General features: G+C 63.8%; 14 protein-coding genes, 2 tRNA genes and 1 pseudogene. 4 read left to right on the plus strand and 13 right to left on the minus strand.

Annotation, left to right across the window (positions count from 1 at the left end):
* Window positions 1-48: 48 nt before the first annotated feature.
* Window positions 49-858 carry an inositol monophosphatase family protein gene (locus tag ACCAA_RS00360; protein WP_186405268.1) on the plus strand — a complete coding sequence of 270 codons (810 nt, stop codon included), beginning with the start codon at window positions 49-51 and terminating at the stop codon, window positions 856-858.
* Window positions 859-898: 40 nt separating this feature from the next.
* Here the strand turns inward: ACCAA_RS00360 and ACCAA_RS00365 are convergent, their stop codons facing one another.
* On the minus strand, window positions 899-1,933 hold the full coding sequence (locus ACCAA_RS00365) for an NADP-dependent oxidoreductase (protein ID WP_186405269.1): 1,035 nt from the start codon (window positions 1,931-1,933) through the stop codon (window positions 899-901).
* Window positions 1,934-2,125: 192 nt separating this feature from the next.
* On the opposite strand from ACCAA_RS00365, the pseudogene ACCAA_RS22650 reads away from it, so the two are divergent.
* Window positions 2,126-2,210, plus strand: a pseudogene (locus ACCAA_RS22650) (transposase domain-containing protein); the annotation flags it as partial.
* A 102-nt stretch (window positions 2,211-2,312) separates the two neighbouring features.
* Here ACCAA_RS22650 and ACCAA_RS00370 read toward each other — a convergent pair.
* Window positions 2,313-2,388, minus strand: a tRNA-Glu gene (locus tag ACCAA_RS00370).
* Window positions 2,389-2,412: 24 nt separating this feature from the next.
* Window positions 2,413-2,488 (minus strand) — tRNA-Ala (locus ACCAA_RS00375).
* A gap of 472 nt (window positions 2,489-2,960) precedes the next feature.
* Here ACCAA_RS00375 and ACCAA_RS00380 point away from each other — a divergent pair.
* Window positions 2,961-3,860 carry an alpha/beta fold hydrolase gene (locus tag ACCAA_RS00380; RefSeq protein WP_186405270.1) on the plus strand — a complete coding sequence of 300 codons (900 nt, stop codon included), beginning with the start codon at window positions 2,961-2,963 and terminating at the stop codon, window positions 3,858-3,860.
* Between the two features lie 2 nt (window positions 3,861-3,862).
* Entirely contained in the window at window positions 3,863-4,630 is a 768-nt protein-coding gene (locus tag ACCAA_RS00385) for an alpha/beta fold hydrolase (protein WP_186405271.1), read from the plus strand.
* 69 nt (window positions 4,631-4,699) lie between these two features.
* On the opposite strand, the gene ACCAA_RS00390 is transcribed toward ACCAA_RS00385, so the two are convergent.
* From ACCAA_RS00390 to ACCAA_RS00435, 10 genes are all read right to left on the minus strand, one after another.
* Window positions 4,700-5,182, minus strand: coding sequence for a nuclear transport factor 2 family protein (locus ACCAA_RS00390; protein ID WP_186405272.1), 483 nt, complete (start codon window positions 5,180-5,182; stop codon window positions 4,700-4,702).
* Between the two features lie 64 nt (window positions 5,183-5,246).
* The gene (leuD, locus tag ACCAA_RS00395) at window positions 5,247-5,885 is read right to left on the minus strand and encodes a 3-isopropylmalate dehydratase small subunit (protein WP_186405273.1); all 639 of its coding nucleotides are present in this window, start codon (window positions 5,883-5,885) and stop codon (window positions 5,247-5,249) included.
* Window positions 5,886-5,985: 100 nt separating this feature from the next.
* Window positions 5,986-7,419: a 3-isopropylmalate dehydratase large subunit gene (gene leuC / locus ACCAA_RS00400; protein ID WP_186405274.1), complete on the minus strand. Its 1,434-nt coding sequence runs from the start codon at window positions 7,417-7,419 to the stop codon at window positions 5,986-5,988.
* 68 nt (window positions 7,420-7,487) lie between these two features.
* Window positions 7,488-9,068, minus strand: a complete 1,581-nt coding sequence (gene cimA / locus ACCAA_RS00405) for a citramalate synthase (RefSeq protein WP_186405275.1) — start codon at window positions 9,066-9,068, stop codon at window positions 7,488-7,490.
* A 75-nt stretch (window positions 9,069-9,143) separates the two neighbouring features.
* Complete coding sequence (locus tag ACCAA_RS00410; protein WP_186405276.1) at window positions 9,144-9,353, minus strand: YgaP family membrane protein; 210 nt, start codon at window positions 9,351-9,353, stop codon at window positions 9,144-9,146.
* The gene (locus tag ACCAA_RS00415; protein ID WP_186405277.1) at window positions 9,350-12,553 is read right to left on the minus strand and encodes an efflux RND transporter permease subunit; all 3,204 of its coding nucleotides are present in this window, start codon (window positions 12,551-12,553) and stop codon (window positions 9,350-9,352) included. The genes ACCAA_RS00410 and ACCAA_RS00415 overlap by 4 nt, the downstream gene beginning before the upstream one ends.
* A 4-nt stretch (window positions 12,554-12,557) precedes the next feature.
* Window positions 12,558-13,580, minus strand: coding sequence for an efflux RND transporter periplasmic adaptor subunit (locus ACCAA_RS00420; protein WP_186405278.1), 1,023 nt, complete (start codon window positions 13,578-13,580; stop codon window positions 12,558-12,560).
* A 74-nt stretch (window positions 13,581-13,654) separates the two neighbouring features.
* Window positions 13,655-14,227 (minus strand): 1,6-anhydro-N-acetylmuramyl-L-alanine amidase AmpD, encoded by a 573-nt coding sequence (gene ampD / locus ACCAA_RS00425; protein ID WP_186405344.1) that lies wholly within the window; start codon window positions 14,225-14,227, stop codon window positions 13,655-13,657.
* A gap of 5 nt (window positions 14,228-14,232) precedes the next feature.
* Window positions 14,233-15,603, minus strand: a complete 1,371-nt coding sequence (locus ACCAA_RS00430) for a sigma-54-dependent transcriptional regulator (RefSeq protein WP_186405279.1) — start codon at window positions 15,601-15,603, stop codon at window positions 14,233-14,235.
* Window positions 15,594-17,186: a two-component system sensor histidine kinase NtrB gene (locus tag ACCAA_RS00435; RefSeq protein WP_186405280.1), complete on the minus strand. Its 1,593-nt coding sequence runs from the start codon at window positions 17,184-17,186 to the stop codon at window positions 15,594-15,596. The genes ACCAA_RS00430 and ACCAA_RS00435 overlap by 10 nt, the downstream gene beginning before the upstream one ends.
* Window positions 17,187-17,191: the final 5 nt, after the last annotated feature.

Raw genomic sequence — 17,191 nt, forward strand, 5'->3', positions numbered from 1 at the left:
TCCACACCAATCGGGCGGCACCGGCGGCGCGTCGGGTTGTTCACAATCATGCATCCAGCTCTCAACATCATCATCAAGGCGGCGCGGCGCGCCAGCCAGATCATCAACCGCGCATCGCTGGACCTGGGTCACCTGCAGGTCACGACCAAGCGCCAGAGCGACTTTGTCACCGAAGTCGACAAAGCTGCCGAAGCTGCGATCATCGAGGTATTGCGTGACGCGTATCCAGAATATGGCATTCTAGCAGAAGAGTCGGGCCTGACTGCCGGCCAGGCCAGCGGCGGCGAGTATCAGTGGATCATCGATCCGCTCGACGGAACGACCAACTTCATCCACGGCTTTCCGCAATACGCAATTTCGATTGCGCTGGCGCATCGCGGACAGATCACCCAATCGGTGGTCTACGACACGGTGCGCAACGAGATGTTTACCGCCAGCAAGGGTGGCGGCGCCTTCCTCAACGACCGCCGAATCCGCGTCAGCAAGTGCCTCAGGCTAGAAGACGCGCTGATCGGTACCGGCTTCCCCTACCGCGTCTATGACCACATCAACGCCTACCTCGCGATTTTCAAGGATCTGGCGAAAAAAACTTCCGGCATGCGCCGCCCTGGTGCCGCTTCGCTTGATCTGGCCTACGTCGCCTGTGGCCGCTTCGACGGGTTCTGGGAATTTGGTCTTTCCCCATGGGATATTGCCGGTGGCGCGCTACTGATAACCGAGGCCGGCGGACTGATCGGCGACCTTGCCGGCAACGAAACCTACCTGCAATCCGGCAACGTCGTCGCCGGCAATCCCAAGATTTTCGCACAACTGCTGCAGGTGATAGACAGCCACCGCACGCCTGCTCTGATGGCCTGAGCGGCGGCGACTGCCGCTCGTTGGAACTTCCGCAAGGAAGTTAGTCGTTGCCGACACGAATGATGAGCTTGCCGAAGTTCCTGCCGTCAAGCAGACCGATGAAGGCCTGGGGAGCGTTCTCCAGTCCGTCGACCAGGTCTTCGCGGAATTTCACCTTCCCCACCTTGAGCCAGGTGCTCATCTGGCTCAAGAACTCGCCGTAGCGCGGGCCGTAGTCGTCGAAGATGATGAAACCCTGCATCTTGATGCGCCGGGTAAGCAGCGTGCGGGTCAGCAAACCGAGCCGGTCCGGACCCGGCGGCAAGTCGGTGTCGTTGTAGTGGGCGATCAGCCCGCACAAGGGAACGCGTGCGCTGACGTTCAACAAGGGCAGGACAGCGTCGAAGACCGCGCCACCGACGTTCTCGAAGTAGACGTCGATGCCTTTCGGGCAGGCAGTTGCCAGTTGTTGGCTGAGACCGGTGCTGCGGCGGTCGATACAGGCATCGAAGCCCAACTCGTCGACCACGAAGCGACATTTGTCCTCGCCACCGGCGATACCCACGACGCGGCAACCTTTGAGCCTGGCGATTTGCCCCACCACCGAGCCGACAGCCCCGCTCGCTGCGGCGACGACCACCGTTTCCCCTGCTCTTGGCTGGCCGATGTCGAGCAAGCCCATGTAGGCCGTGAAACCGGGCATGCCGAGGGCGCCGAGGGCCAGCGAAGGGTGCGGCATCCGGGTATCGAGCCGGGTGAGATTCGTTCCGTTGGCGAGAGCATAGTCCTGCCAGCCGCCGTAGCCGACGACCAGGTCGCCTGCCTGATAGTCCTGGTGTCGCGAAGCTTCCACCCGTGCGATGGTGCCGCCGACCATCACGTCACCCACCGCCACCGGTTCGGCATAGGACGGTGCCTCGCTCATTCGGCCGCGCATGTACGGGTCAAGCGAGAGATACAGAGTACGCATCAGCACCTGCCCGGTTGAGGGAACTGGAACGGCGCCGGTTTCAAGGCGGAAGTTTTCCGCAGTCGGCGCACCAGCAGGGCGGGAGTTGAGGACGATCCTGCGATTGACGGTGTTGCCTTGGGCCATGGGGGGTCCACCTTACTATAACTTGCCCCCTTCTCCCCCTCGCCGGAACTGCTGTTCTGGGCCGACAAGCGGGCCGGTGGACTGCTCGAAGCCCTGCAAGTGGACTCCTGAATACCCGTAAATCGGTGGCCGATGGGGGGCGCACTGGCCAAGGCGATCGTTTACAGTCTGCGGCGGTGGCTGGCCTGTGTCTGGCTTACCGACACCCTGGAGAAGCTCCCCTCCTGGCCGAACAGCCGGCATCGACGAGTTGTTGCCTCTCAAACAATCCGCGTGATTGTGCGCACCCAGCGGTGGGTGCGCTGAACGCTTACACCACAAGCCTTTGAAGCGATGCTGTACTGCCGCATCAGGCCGCTGCCTAAAAACGCGGAATCGCTGGCGTCCCCACGGGGATTCGAACCCCGGTACCTACCGTGAAAGGGTAGTGTCCTAGGCCTCTAGACGATGGGGACCTGAACAGGTTTCCTTCGACTTGCTGGTGGAGGTACGCGGGATCGAACCGCGGACCTCTTGCATGCCATGCAAGCGCTCTCCCAGCTGAGCTATACCCCCTCGAAAGAAGGACGGATTATAGAGTTCCCGGCCTTCGTTGTAAAGCACTGCACTAGCACTGCTCCACCTGCAAGCAAGAATCTCAGATTCAGTCAACGGTCGTGTCTGGGGCTTTTGAGGAGTTACCTCCAAGGATACTTGAGACTTCGTTTCCACGTGCAAATTCCACTCGCGCTGGAAAGCGGAATGCGAAGAGAGGACAACAGCAAAAGTTGGCCAAGACTGCCCCATAGGAAACAGCCTGGCCGACAGGACTCTCGCTCTCCTCGTATCGAACGGCGTATCGTCGTCACTGACACGCGCAGTAAGTGCGGCTGCTTTCGCTGCCAGAGCAGAGTCTGTGTGCTACAGTCGCTGCCTTCCAGCCGGGGTGAATCGCTTGCCGGGCGGGCGACTGGCCGGGGTGCTCGAGCGCTGCCCGCCAACCACGGTAACTCACAGGAAAGCTGAAACCTGCAGGGAGAGATAGTCGATGAGTGTCCGTTCCGAGTTGTCGCGCTGGCTGGCCGGCGGCACGCCGGCATTCGCCGAATGCCACGTCCGCTGTGCTTCGGTTTCCGGCCTGCATCGCATGGCCTACACCGAATGGGGCGAGCGCGACAATCCGAACGTTCTGGTTTGCGCGCACGGCCTGACGCGCAATGGGCGTGACTTCGATGATCTGGCACGGTCGCTGGCCGCGGACTACCGAGTGGTCTGTCCCGATGTCGTCGGGCGCGGGCGCAGCGACTGGCTGCGTGACCCCTCGTGCTATGCCTTTCCACAGTATGTGGCCGACATGATGGTACTGCTTGCCCGCCTCGACGCCGAATCGATCCATTGGCTCGGCACTTCGATGGGTGGGCTGATCGGCATGTGGATCGCCAGTCAGGACGACTCGCCGATCACTCGCCTGGTGCTCAACGACGTCGGACCGCTGATCACGGCGGCGTCGCTGCAGCGGATCAGCGAGTACGTCGGTCGGGCACCGAGGTTCGACACCCATGAGGATGCCGAGAAGTACGTGCGTCTGGTCAGCCAGCCCTTTGGCCCCCTGAGCGACGCGCAGTGGCGCCATCTCACCGAATTCTGCCTGCAGCGTGCGCCTGATGGACGGCTCGAGATGCGTTACGACCCGGCCATCGGCGAGTCGTTCCGGCAGGCATTGAGTGCGGGCGACGTTGATCTGTGGCCGATCTACGACTGCATTCGCTGCCCGACGCTGGTTCTGCGCGGTGCCGAGTCGGATCTGCTGACGCGCGAAACGCTGCACGAGATGGCCTTGCGCGGGCCACGCCCGCAAACCGCAGAAATCGCTGGCGTCGGGCACGCACCGATGTTTCTCGACGCCGGCCAGATCGGGATCGTGCGCGATTTTCTGCTCGTCGTGTAACGGTGGCCCACATCGAGATCGATGGGCTGACGCTTGAATATCAGCTCATTGCAGCGCAGCGGACCGATCGCCCGCCGCTGGTCTTTCTCCATGAGGCGCTGGGCAGTGTGGCGCTGTGGCGTGATTTCCCGGCGCAAGTGGCACAAGCGACCGGCTGTCCGGAGTTGATCTGGTCGCGCATTGGTCACGGACAGTCGGCTCCGCTGGCCGCACCGCGGACGCCTGGTTACCTGCATGAAGAGGCGCTGCAGCGCCTGCCGCCGCTGCTCGCCGCGCTGGCCATTGAACGGCCGGTGCTGATCGGGCACAGCGACGGCGGTTCGATCGCCTTGATTTACGCTGCAGCTCTGCCGGATCGGGTAGCCGGCGTCGTCGTCCTGGCGCCGCACGAGTTCGTCGAGGACAAGGCGCTCGATGGCATCCGTCGTGCGGGTGAGTCGTATGCGCACAGCGAGCGACGGCAGAAACTGAGGCGCTACCACCGTGACCCGGATGCCCTTTTCCGCGCTTGGCACGACATCTGGCTGGCCCCGGAATTCCGCTCCTGGGACATTACCGGCTGTCTGCCGGCGATTCGTTGTCCGCTCCTGGCGATTCAGGGCGAAGACGACGAATACGCGACGATGCGCCAGATCGAGTGCATTGCCGAAGCGGCCCCCGATGTCGATCTGCTCAAGCTGGTTGACTGTCGTCACTCGCCACACCGCGACCAGCCGCGGTCGGTCATCGAGGCCCTTGTCCGCTTTGTTGACCGCCTGGGTGGATCATGAAGCACGTAATGGCGCGTGCGACGGTCACCGGTCAAAGCCGGCGCCCGTCGTACGTCGTACCCGCTGTGCCTATTTCTTCTCCGGCATGGCGGACGAATGATGGCTGGTAATCAGCCACTCGGCGCCATTCCAGCGATAGGTGTAGCTGTAGCGGCCGCTGACCACGGCGCCCGTCCTGGCAAAGGTGAAGGTGTACAGGCCGGCATCAAAAGCCGTGTTGCAATCCAACTCGACGAAGCGCAGATCGATTTTGCCGGTGGGCCGGTCTGCCAGGAAATGGTGGAAATAATCCTCTTTTTCAGCCGGGGTCAAGCGAGGCTTGTTGGAAACGGTGGGCAATAGGATCGACCGCTCGGCGTAGTTGGCTACCACCTTGTGCGCGTCGCCGGTCTGCAAGGACTGATTCCAGCGATCGAACAAGGCAGCGACTTCCTGTTCGGTCACTGCCTTGCAGCTTTCCGTTCGTGCGCCCTGCGCAGCGGGCGGCATTGTCTCCTGGGAAGCACATCCGGCAAGAGCCGCAGCCAGCGCAAACAAACCGATCAGTTTCATTTGAACGTTCCTTTGGTCGTGGGTTGATACAGGGCCGGCTAAGCATGCCTGCCGCGTCACTGCACTATTGGAAAAGCCACCGGGCCTCGGCTTTGCGACGCACCTCATAGGCTTTGATCTTGTCGGTGTGCAGCAGGGTCAGGCCGATGTCGTCGAGGCCATTGAACAAGCGGTGCTTTGACTCGCCATCGACGCTGAAGCGAATCGCCTCGCCCGCCGGAGTGGTCACGGTTTGCGCGCCGAGGTCGATGGTGAGTTGATAGCCTTCCCGAGCCTCGGTTTCCACGAACAGGCGTTCGACCACGTCGGCCGCCAGGACGATCGGCAGGACGCCGTTCTTGAAGCAGTTGTTGAAGAAGATGTCGGCAAAACTGGAGGCGATGATGGCGCGAAAGCCATAGTCTTCGAGCGCCCAGGGCGCGTGTTCGCGGCTCGAACCACAGCCGAAATTCTCGCGCGTGAGGAGGATCGAAGCCCCCTGGTAACGCGGCCGATTGAGCACGAAATCCGCGTTGAGCGGGCGGCCCGAGCAATCCCTGTCCGGCTCGCCGCGATCCAGATAGCGCCACTCGTCGAAAGCGTTGGGGCCGAAGCCGGAGCGCTTGATCGACTTGAGGAACTGCTTCGGGATAATGGCGTCGGTATCGACATTGGCGCGGTCAAGCGGGGCGACGAGACCCTGCAAAGTAGTGAATGGTTTCATTGCTTGTCTGCCTGAAGAATGACTTGGCCAGCGCCGCTGTCCGGTGGGGCGACGCCGATAAGTATGCCTGCGAGTAGGCGTGCTTTCGCCTTTGTGGCGGTCATTGCCGTGCCTCGTTCATCAGCCCGCGAATATCGACGAAATGCCCGAAGACCGCGGCGGCGGCGGCCATCGCCGGCGAGACCAGATGCGTGCGGCCGCCCTGGCCCTGGCGTCCTTCGAAGTTGCGATTGGAGGTCGAGGCACAACGCTCACCCGGTTCCAGGCGGTCGGCGTTCATGGCCAGACACATCGAGCAGCCGGGCTCGCGCCATTCGAAGCCGGCGGCGAGGAAATCCTTGTCCAGCCCTTCCGCCTCGGCTTGCGACTTCACCAGTCCGGAGCCCGGGACGACGATCGCCAGCTTGACGTTGCTCGCCACCCGGCGACCCTGCGCGACAGCCCAGCGCGCCACGGCGGCGGCCTGGCGCAGATCTTCGATGCGCGAATTGGTACACGAACCGATGAAGGCCTTGTCAATGGCGATCTCCGCGATCGGCGTACCGGCGGTCAGCCCCATGTACGCCAGTGCACGCTCCCAGTCGGCCTTCTTGACCGCCGTCGGGGCGTCGATCGGGTTCGGCACCCGGTCCTCGACCGACAACACCATTTCCGGCGACGTTCCCCAGGTCACCTGCGGCTTGATCAGCGCCGCGTCGAACTCGATGACCGCATCGAACGGCGCGCCTTCGTCGGAATGCAGGGTACGCCAGCAGGCTACGGCCTGCTGCCAATCGTCGCCCTTCGGCGCCTGTGGGCGGCCTTCGACGTAGGCGATGGTCTTCTCGTCCGCGGCCACCATGCCGGCGCGCGCGCCGGCTTCGATGGCCATGTTGCACAGCGTCATGCGGCCTTCCATCGACAGCGCGCGGATCGCGGCGCCGCCGAATTCGACCGCATAGCCGTTGCCGCCCGCGGTGCCGATGCGGCCGATGATCGCCAGAGCGACATCCTTGGCCGTCAAGCCGGCCGGCAGTTCGCCGTCCACCTTGACCAGCATGGCCTTCGACTTCTTCTGCCACAGGCATTGCGTGGCCAGCACCTGTTCGACTTCGGAGGTGCCGATGCCGAAGGCCAGCGCAGCGAAAGCGCCGTGCGTGCTGGTATGCGAGTCGCCACAGACCAGCGTGGCACCAGGCAGCGTGAAGCCCTGTTCCGGGCCGATGACGTGCACGATGCCCTGGCGGCTGTCGTCCATGCGGAATTCATTGAGGCCGAACTCGACGCAGTTGGCGTCGAGCGTTTCCACCTGGGTACGCGAGACCGGATCGACGATGCCCGCTGCGCGGTCGGTGGTCGGCACGTTGTGGTCGGGGGTCGCCAGAACCGTCTTCGCCTGCCACAGCCGCCGACCCGCCAGCTTGAGACCCTCGAAGGCCTGCGGGCTGGTGACTTCATGAACCAGATGGCGGTCGACATAGATCAGCGCCGTGCCATTGTCTTCCTGATGGACGACGTGCGCGTCCCAGAGTTTGTCGTAGAGGGTGCGTGCCATGATTGATTTGCCAGCGCGAAAAAAGGAGGGATGAATTATCGCATTGTCGGGGCGTCGGTCGTCAGAATTCAGCCCTTGTCGGGTGCGCCCTTGTCCACCAGGCGTATCAGCGCGTATTCCATGCTGTCGGACAGCGCTCGCCAACTGGCGTCGATGATATTCGCATTGGCGCCGACGGTCGTCCACGCTTCCGTGCCACTCTGGAAATCGATCAGGACGCGCGTGTTCGCCGCGGTGCCAGCGGTCCCGCCGAGAATACGCACCTTGTAGTCGGCGAGGCGGACCGTGCGCAGAATCGGATAATGATCGACCAGCGCCTCCTGCAGCGCGCTGGCCAGCGCATTGACCGGACCATTGCCTTCGGCGGCGGTGAATTTGATCAGTTCGCCCACTTTCACCTTGACCGTCGCTTCGGCGACCAGCCCGCGGCCATGCCGTCTTTCGGTGATCGCGAAATAATCGAGGAGTTCGAACGGGCGGCGGTAGTCAGCCCGCAGGCGGTGGAACATCAGCTCAACGCTGGCCTCTGCGGCCTCGAAGGTGAAACCCTCGTGCTCCAGGTGCTTGATCTGCGCGAGGACATGCTGCGCGGCCTCGTTGTCAAGGTCGAGCCCCATCCTGCGCGCCTGCAGAACGATATTGCCGCGACCGGACAACTCCGAGGTCACCGAGCGCATCATATTGCCCACTCGTTCCGGGTCGATGTGTTGGTAGGTGTCGGCCGATTTGAGAATCGCCGCCACGTGGATGCCGCCCTTGTGGGCGAACGCCGAATGACCCGTATAGGGCTGGTGGTCGTTGTGCTTGAGGTTGGCCACTTCCGCGACGTATCGCGAAAGAGTCGTCAGCTCGCGCAGCTTTTCTTCCGGCAGCACCGCGTAGCCCATCTTCAATTGCAGATTGGGCAGGATGGTCACCAGGTCGGCATTGCCGACGCGCTCGCCATAGCCGTTGATCGTTCCCTGCACCATGGTCGCTCCAGAACGTACCGCAGCCAGCGAATTGGCCACCCCGCAACCGGTGTCGTTGTGGCAATGGACTCCAATTTGCGCGCCGGGCAGACGCGCCGCCACCTCGCGCGTCATCGCCTCCATCTCCCAGGGCAGCCGGCCGCCGTTGGTTTCGCAGAGGACCAGCCAGTCGGCACCGGCTGCCGCCGCAGCGCGCAGGGTCGCCAGCGCATAATCCGGGTTGGCGAGGAAGCCGTCGTAGAAATGCTCGGCGTCGAACACCACCTCCTTGCCCCTCGCCTTCATCCAGGCGACGCTGTCGCCAATCATCGCCAGGTTTTCCGCCAGCGTCGTGGACAGCACCTGGGTGACGTGGTAGTCCCATGACTTGCCGACCAGAGTCACCACCGGCGTACCGGCAACGACCAGCGCGCGCAGGTTGGTATCGTCGTCGCAGGAGCCGTTGGGGTTGCGCGTGCGCCCGAAGGCGGCCAGTCGCGCCGGCAGGTTCATGCTCACAGCACGGGCAAAGAAATCGGCGTCCTTGGGGTTGGAACCCGGCCAGCCGCATTCGATGTAATGCATGCCGAAGGCCGCCAGTCGCTGCGCGATGGTCAGCTTGTCTTCAACGGAAAGCGAGATGTCTTCACGCTGCGAACCGTCACGCAGCGTAGTGTCATAGAGAAGGATCGAGGTCATGGGCAGGGTGGAGTTCAGGAAACTAGACAGACCCTATTCTAACGCAGGTGGCAAGTACCTCGTCAGCGTGTCGCTTTACCCGCCCCGCTTCATCCCCAGCCTGACCATGATGCTCTCGGCCGGACAGAAGCGAGTGAAGCCGCTCTGCAGCAGGTTCGCGCCGACGAAGACGGTGAACCACAGGAAGTATTTCGACACGAACAGCGGACTGTCCACGACGCCAAGAGCGAGTGAAATGAGGATGAAACTGCCGGCCATGATGCGGACGGCGCGATCGGTCGTCATGTCTGATGGTCCTTTCTGAACGCTGCGTAGTAAAGCACCGGGATCACGATCAGCGTGAGCAGGGTGGAGACGAAGATCCCGAAGATCAGGCTGATCGCCAGCCCGTTGAAAATCGGGTCGTCCAGGATGAACAGCGCGCCGAGCATCGCGGCCAGCGCGGTAAGCGCGATCGGCTTGGCGCGCACGGCGGCCGACTGGATGATCGCTGCGCGCAGATCGATTCCTTCCGCGACCTGCTGGCGGATGAAATCGACCAGCAGGATCGAGTTGCGGACGATGATGCCGGCGAGCGCGATCATGCCGATCATCGAGGTCGCCGTGTATTGACTGCCCAGCAGCGCGTGCCCCGGCATGACGCCGATGACGGTCAGCGGAATCGGCGCCATGATGATCAGCGGCACGAGGTAGCTCTTGAAATGTGCGACGACCAGGAGATAGATCAGGATCAGGCCGACCGCGTAGGCGATACCCATGTCGCGGAAGGTCTCGTAGGTTACCTGCCACTCGCCGTCCCACTTGATGCTGTAGGCTGCGTCGGGGGCGGCTGGCTGGCGGATGAACCACTCGCCGAGAGTTCCTGCGCCGTGGTCGAGACCGTCGAGCGACCGGCCGACGAGTTCGGCGCGCGCTGCGAACATGCCATAGAGCGGCGAATCGAGCTGACCACCCATGTCGGCGACGACGTAGACCACCGGCAGCAGGTCCTTGTGATATACGACCGTTTCGCGTGGCTGTTCGCGCACCTCGACCAGTTCCGAGACCGGCACCAGCCGGCCGGCACGCGAACGTACGCGGAGCTGGAGCAGCGCGTCGAGCGAACTCTGCTGTTCGGCTGGCAGCGTCAGGCGGACCGGAATCTCGAACTTCGACTCGGTGTTATGCACGGGAGTGACGTCCTCGCCGGCCAGCCCCATGCGCACCACCTCGACGATATCGCTCTGCGCGACGTCGAGCAGCGCCGCCTTGTTCTGCAGGACATGCAGAATCGTCTTGCTGCCTGCAGCGGTCACCGAATCGTCAACCCCGACGAGATCGGGCGTGCTTTCGAGGACCTTGCGCACTTCCCTGGCCACCGCGATCTGGCCCCGGTAATCGGGCCCGTAGACCTCGGCAACGATCGGTGACAGCACCGGCGGCCCCGGCGGCACTTCGACGACCTTGGCGTTGCCACCTGCCCGTCGGCCGATGGTCTCGACGGCTGCGCGCAGCGATACGGCAATCTCGTGGCTCTGTCGTTCGCGCTGCCGGTGGTCGACCAGGTTGACCTGCAGGTCACCCAGTTCCGGCGCAGCGCGCAGGTAGTATTGGCGGACCAGGCCGTTGAAGTTGATCGGGCTGGCGGTGCCGGCGTAGGCCTGGTAGTCGCTGACTTCCGGCACCTTGACGACCTCGGCGCCGATCTCGCGCAGCACGCGCGCCGTTTCCTCGAGCGGCGTGCCTACCGGCATGTCGAGAACGACCTGGAACTCGCTCTTGTTGTCGAAAGGCAGCATCTTGAGGACGACCAGCTTGAGGCCGGCGAGCGCCAGCGAGCCGAGGATCAGCAGCCCGATGGCGAGCAGCAGCCAGCGCCGTGCTCGCTGGCCGGTCTGGGCGTCGAGGAAGGGCGTCAGCAGGCGGCGGAACAGTCGCTCGAGGCGGCTCGCCACCGGCGCGTCGGCGGCAGGCGCGTGCGGCGCGGCGGCGAGCAGGCGTGCGGCCAGCCACGGTGTGACGACGAAGGCGACGGCCAGCGAGATGAACATCCCGAGCGACGCGTTGATCGGGATCGGGCTCATGTACGGCCCCATCAAGCCGGTGACGAAGGCCATCGGCAGCAGCGCGGCGATCACCGTGAAGGTGGCCAGGATCGTCGGACCGCCGACTTCATCAACCGCCAGAGGGATGATCTCGAGCAGCGGTTGGCCGGGCCGCAGGGTCTGCCAGCGATGGATGTTCTCGACGACGACGATGGCGTCGTCGACCAGGATGCCGATCGAGAAGATCAGCGCGAACAGCGACACCCGGTTGAGCGTGAATCCCCAGGCCCAGGAGGCAAAGAGCGTCGCCGCCAGCGTCAGGCTGACGGCGACGCCGACGATCAGCGCCTCGCGGCGGCCGAGGGCGAAGAAGACCAGCAGGACGACGAAAGCGGTGACGAAGAACAGCTTGCCAATCAGCTTCTGCGCCTTGTCCGTCGCCGTCTGGCCGTAGTTGCGGCTGACCGTGACCTCGACGCCTGCCGGGATCAGCGTCCCCCTGAGCGAATCGACGCGCGCGATCAGCGCATTGGCGACGTCGGCCGCATTGACGCCGGGCTTTTTCGAGATCTGCACGGTCACCGCCGGAAATTCACCGTCGCGGTTGGCGAACCAGACGTAGCGGCGAGGCTGATCCGGTCCATCCTCGACGCTCGCGACGTCGCCCATGAACACCGGCTTGCGCGCGTCGGCGCTGCCGCGAACGGCGACGACGAGCTGCCTCACGTCGGCCGCCGACTCGAGATAGGTGCCGGTCTGCACCAGCACTTCGCGGTTGCCGGCGACGACGCTACCGGAAGACTGCAGCGCGTTGCCAACGCGCAGCGCAGCGGCCAGATCCAGCGGCGTGACGGCGAAGGCGTTCATTTGCTCGCTATCCATCAGCACGCGCAGCACGTGATCGGGGCCGCCAAGAGTGGACACGTCGCGCGTCCCCGGGACACGCTTTAACTCGATTTCGGCCGCGCGCGCCACCTGCTGCAGATCGAACGCCGAGCGGCCTGGGTCAGCAGTCCAGAAGGTCAGCGCAACGATCGGCACGTCGTCGATGCCTTCCGGCTTGATGGTCGGCTCGAGCACACCGAGGTTCGGTGCCAGCCAGTCGCGATGCGAATTCACCGTGTCGTAGAGGCGCACGACGGCATCGTTGTATTTGACGCCAACGGCGAACTGCACGGTCACCACCGCCATTCCCGGTCGCGACAGCGAATAGACGTGCTCGATTCCCGACATGCGCGACAAGACCTGTTCGGCAGGCGTCGCCACCAGGTTTTCGACATCGCGGACCGATGCCCCGGGGAAGGGAATGAAAACGTCGGCCATGGTCACGTCGATCTGCGGCTCTTCCTCGCGCGGCGTGACCAGGGTCGCGAAAAGGCCCATCAGCAAGGCCACCAGCGCCAGCAGCGGCGTCATCTGCGAGCTGGCGAAAAGACGGGCGATACGGCCGGAAACACCCATCGGCTCAGTGACCCGGCGGGCTGGCGGATTTCAGATGGACGGCCGCCTTCACCGGATCGAGGACGACGCGCTCGCCGGCCCGCAAGCCGGCGAGCACCTCGACCTCGTTGATCCCGACCGGCTCGCCGAGGCGCAACTGGCGCAGGGAAAGCGTTCCCTGTTCCGCCTGCACATAGACCACGGCAAGCTCACCACGGCGCACGATGGCGGTCTGGGGCACGGTCATTTTGCTGGCCCGACCGATGACGAAGTGCACGCGCGCATGCATGCCGGGAACGATGTCGCTGATCCCGGCCGGCAAGCTGACGCGCACCGGCGAGACATGCGTCGCTGCGTCGGCAGTCGGCAGCAGGGTGACGCTGGCTGCATCTACCCATTTGCCCAGTTCCGAAAACTCGACCCTCGCCTGCTGCACGGCGCGCATCTGCGGCAAGCGGTACTGCGGGATACTGGCGGTGACCCGCAGGCCGTTCGGATCGTGGATGGTCAACAGCGGTTTGCCCGGCACTGCCATTTCCCCCAGTTCGGTCAGCCGCTGAGCGACGATACCAGAGATCGGCGCGCGCACCGTCGCATGCCCGGCGCCGACCGTGGCCTGCCCATAGGTCGCCTGTGCGGCATCGAGGTCTGCTCTTGCCTTGTCCACCGCCGCCTGGCTGACGAAGCCTTGCTGGCGAAGGCTCATGTTGCGCTGATAGGCGGCCTTGGCGTTGACATACTGCGCCGAGGCACCGGCTGCGGCTTCGAGCGCTTCACGGGCGTCGATCTTCATCAAGAGGTCGCCTTTGCGCACCGCCTGGCCGGCATCCACATGCACCTCGACGACCCGCCCGGAAACCTGCGCCGCCACCGTCGCCTGATTGACCGCTTCGACCAATGCTTCCGCGGGCAGCATCAGATCAACCGGATGGGGCTGGGCGATGATCGTTGGCAGGCCTTGCGCGTGTACCGTCAGCGAAGCGGCCGCAAGCAGGCTGACGAGCAGCGGCTGCCAGCCTGACCAGCGATGTCGAGCCTTGATTCTCATGCATATAAGGATATACTGATATACATGAGAAGACAAGGTCGGCGTATTGACTCTCCTGCTCGGTGTCAGGGCGATCACCTCAAAACGCCGGGCAGGTCGCCAATCGATGCCAGACGCCGCCAGTCGAAATGGGGACCCGGATCAGACTTTCGCCCCGGCGACACGTCGCGGTGCCCAACGACCGCGTCGACGGGGTAGTGAGCACTGAGCCGCGCGACCACCGTCAGGAGGCGCGTATATTGCACGTCCTCGAAGGGCAACTCGTCGCAGCCCTCCAGTTCAATCCCGACCGAAAAGTCGTTGCAGCGCTGGCGTCCATGCCAGGAAGAAAGACCTGCATGCCAGGCGCGCTGCCGGCAGGAGACGAACTGGATCAACTCGCCATCGCGCCGAACGAGAAAGTGGGCCGAGACGCGTAGCGCGCTGATCTGACTGAAGTAGGGGTGGGCAGCCGGGTCGAGTCGATTGCTGAACAGTTGTACGATACCGTCACCGCCGAACTGCCCCGGCGGCAAGCTGATCGCGTGGACGACGATCAGCGATACCGCCTCGCCCTGCGGACGGTCATCGTGGTTGGGCGATTCGAGACGAAGCGCATCGCCAAGCCAGCCGTCAGGACTGATGCCGGACGCGAGGTTGGAAAGCAGCCGGTTCACTCTTCGATACCGAGGCGTTCGATGCGATAGCGCAGCGAGCGAAAGGTCACGCCGAGCAGCCGCGCAGCGGCGGTGCGGTTGAACGATGTCTTGGCCAAGGCCTCAAGGATCGCCAGCCTCTCGACACGGTTGATGTAGTCGTCAAGCGTTTCGCCTTCACGGCCGGCGCTGTCGCTGACCGCCACTTGCGGCGCCAACTGAAGGTCGTCAAGCACCACCGTACCATTGTTGCACAGCGCTGTGGCGCGTTCGAGGATGTTCTCGAGCTCGCGTACATTGCCCGGAAAGCTGTACGCCTGCAGCGCCTGCATCGCCGGAGGTCCCAGGCACGGCGGCTGGGCGCCACAGATGCGCAGCAGCAGCGCCTCGACCAGGGGCGCCACATCTTCCGGGCGCTCGCGCAGCGGTGGCATCTTGAGCTCGATGACGTTCAGGCGGTAATAGAGATCCTGTCGAAACGTGCCGCTATCGACGCAGTCCTTGAGCATGCGGTGAGTCGCCGAGATGATGCGCACATCGACGGCTTCTTCGGCCGGACTGCCAACCTTGCGCACCCTCTTTTCCTGGATCGCGCGCAGGAGCTTGACCTGCATCAGCAGCGGCAGGTCGGCTACCTCGTCGAGGAACAGCGTCCCTCCCCGGGCGGCTTCAAAAAAGCCGCCGCGATCGCTGTCGGCACCGGTGAACGCGCCCTTGCGATAGCCGAAGAATTCGCTCTCCATGAGGTTTTCGGGAATTGCTCCGCAGTTCACCGGGATGAAGGGCGCCGCGTGGCGCGCGCTGTGATCGTGGATCAGGCGCGCAGCAAGCTCCTTGCCAGTTCCGGACTCACCGGAGATATAGACCGGAGCCTGGCTACGGGCCAGCTTGTCGATCATTTGACGAACGTGCTCGATCGCCGCCGACTCGCCGATCAGTTGCCCGCCAGAGACAAAGTCCTGCCCGCCGTCCACCGTGCCAGCCTGACGCGGAAGGCTGAGCGCCGACCGGATCAGGCTGCGCAGTTGCTCCAGCGACACCGGCTTGGCCAGATAATCGAAAGCCCCTGCCTTGAGCGCAGCGACCGCGTTCTGCGCGTTACCGAAGGCGGTGATCACGACCACCGGCGTAGCCCCATAGCGCTCGGCGATCAGCCTTACGATCTCCAGGCCTTCCCCGTCAGGCAAGCGCATGTCGGTCAGGCACAGTTGATAGTGCTGCTGTTCGAGGAATTGCCGGGCCTCGGCGACGCTTGCCGCACAGTCTGCAGATAGCCCCATACGCGCCATCGTCAAATCCAGCAGTTCGCGAATATCGGCCTCGTCGTCGACCACCAGCACCCTTGCCAAGTCGCCGCGCGGGCGACGCTCCGCCTTGCCTACCGACATCCGACAGCCCTCCCCAAAAGACGAAAATCCGCGCCCGGACCGACGCTGTCCAAGTCGAGTTGGGCCTCATTCGCGTCACACAACTCGCGCGCAATGTAGAGACCCAGCCCGGTGCCCCGATGATGGGTGGTGAAGAATGGCTCGAAGATCTGATCGCGGCACTCCTCACTCACACCCTCACCATCGTCGATGACGTGCACCTCCACCCAGCCTGCGGCGCGGGCATCACGAACCAGCAGGCGAACGCTGGCCAGCGAACGTCGCGAATGACGCAGCGCATTGCCGACAAGATTCCACAACACCTGATCAAAGTGGGAACGGTCGAAACAGAGCTTCGCCAGGCCAGACAATTCCAGGCTGACGACGTCGGCCGGCAGGTGCTCCCTGGCGCAGCATTCGTCGACGAAAGGAGGCAACACGTCGCGCAGGTCGATCAGCTCGCGATAGGCGCGATCACGGCGCCCCAGTTCGAGAACGTCGCTGACGATACGCTCCAGGCGCTGGGTGTTGTCCATCAGGATGCGCAGCAGACGCTCATACGTCTCGCCACGCCGCTCTTCGTGCAGCAGTTCGCCGGCATAACTGATGGCCGACAGCGGATTGCGGATTTCGTGCGCGATATTGGCAGTGAGACGCCCGAGGGCGGCCAGTTTCATCTGCCGCGCCTGCTCGCGCAACCGCCCCATGTCCTCGAGAAAAGCAAGCACGTCACGTTCCGAACTTTCGGTCGGGATGAAGCTGGCCCGCAACTCGAAGCCACTTGCCGGTACCCGCGTCAGGACCGCCGCTTCGCCGAGTCCCCGGCACCAATCGAAAAAACCCTGCGCTAGTTCAGGCGAGCAGGTGGCCAACCCGAGGTCGCTTGCCTCGTTGAGACCCAACATCTGCCTGGCGCGCGGGTTGCTCTGGCGCACCCTGCCGTCACGGCTGAGGACGAGAACACCGTCCTGCATCTCCTCGATCACCCGCTGGCTGATCATCGTCTGGTTGTTCAGATCGACGCCACGCTGACGAGCCAGGGCTTCGTTGGCGATCACCCGACGCGCCAGCAGGCGCGCCGACACAGCTACCGCAAAGAAGCCGGCACAGAAGATTCCGGCCTGGAAGAAGCCAGCCGCATCGAAGTCGTTCTGCAGGGCCCGGTACGACTGCTCAAACAGCACCGCCAGGGTAGCCATCGCGGCATAGAACAACACCAGGCGTCCCTGTCCGACCAGTCCGGCCCCGGCCAGCGTCACCAGCAACATCGAACCGAGGCCGCTACCCAGCCCACCGCCGGCATGAATCAGAATCGTCATGACCAGTACATCAATCAGGACGCTGCTGGTCAACTGCATGCTGGCGTGCTGGCGGTGGCGATACGCGAGAATGACGGCTGCCACGGTGCTCACCAGGTACAGACCGGCCGGCGCCAGATGCTGCAGACCGCGATCCGGACTGAGAACGGGAAAAGCTGATGGATAGAGCAGCGCTGAGAAGAAAAGCAGAGTGGCCAGTGCGAGGCGATAGAGGTTGAAGTAGCGCAGCGACTTCCAGTGCGTCTCGGAAAAACGCTCGACGCCGTCGTTCTCCGTGCGGGCCATGGCCG

Source organism: Candidatus Accumulibacter aalborgensis, from assembly GCF_900089955.1.
Classification (GTDB): Bacteria; Pseudomonadota; Gammaproteobacteria; order Burkholderiales; family Rhodocyclaceae; genus Accumulibacter; species Accumulibacter aalborgensis.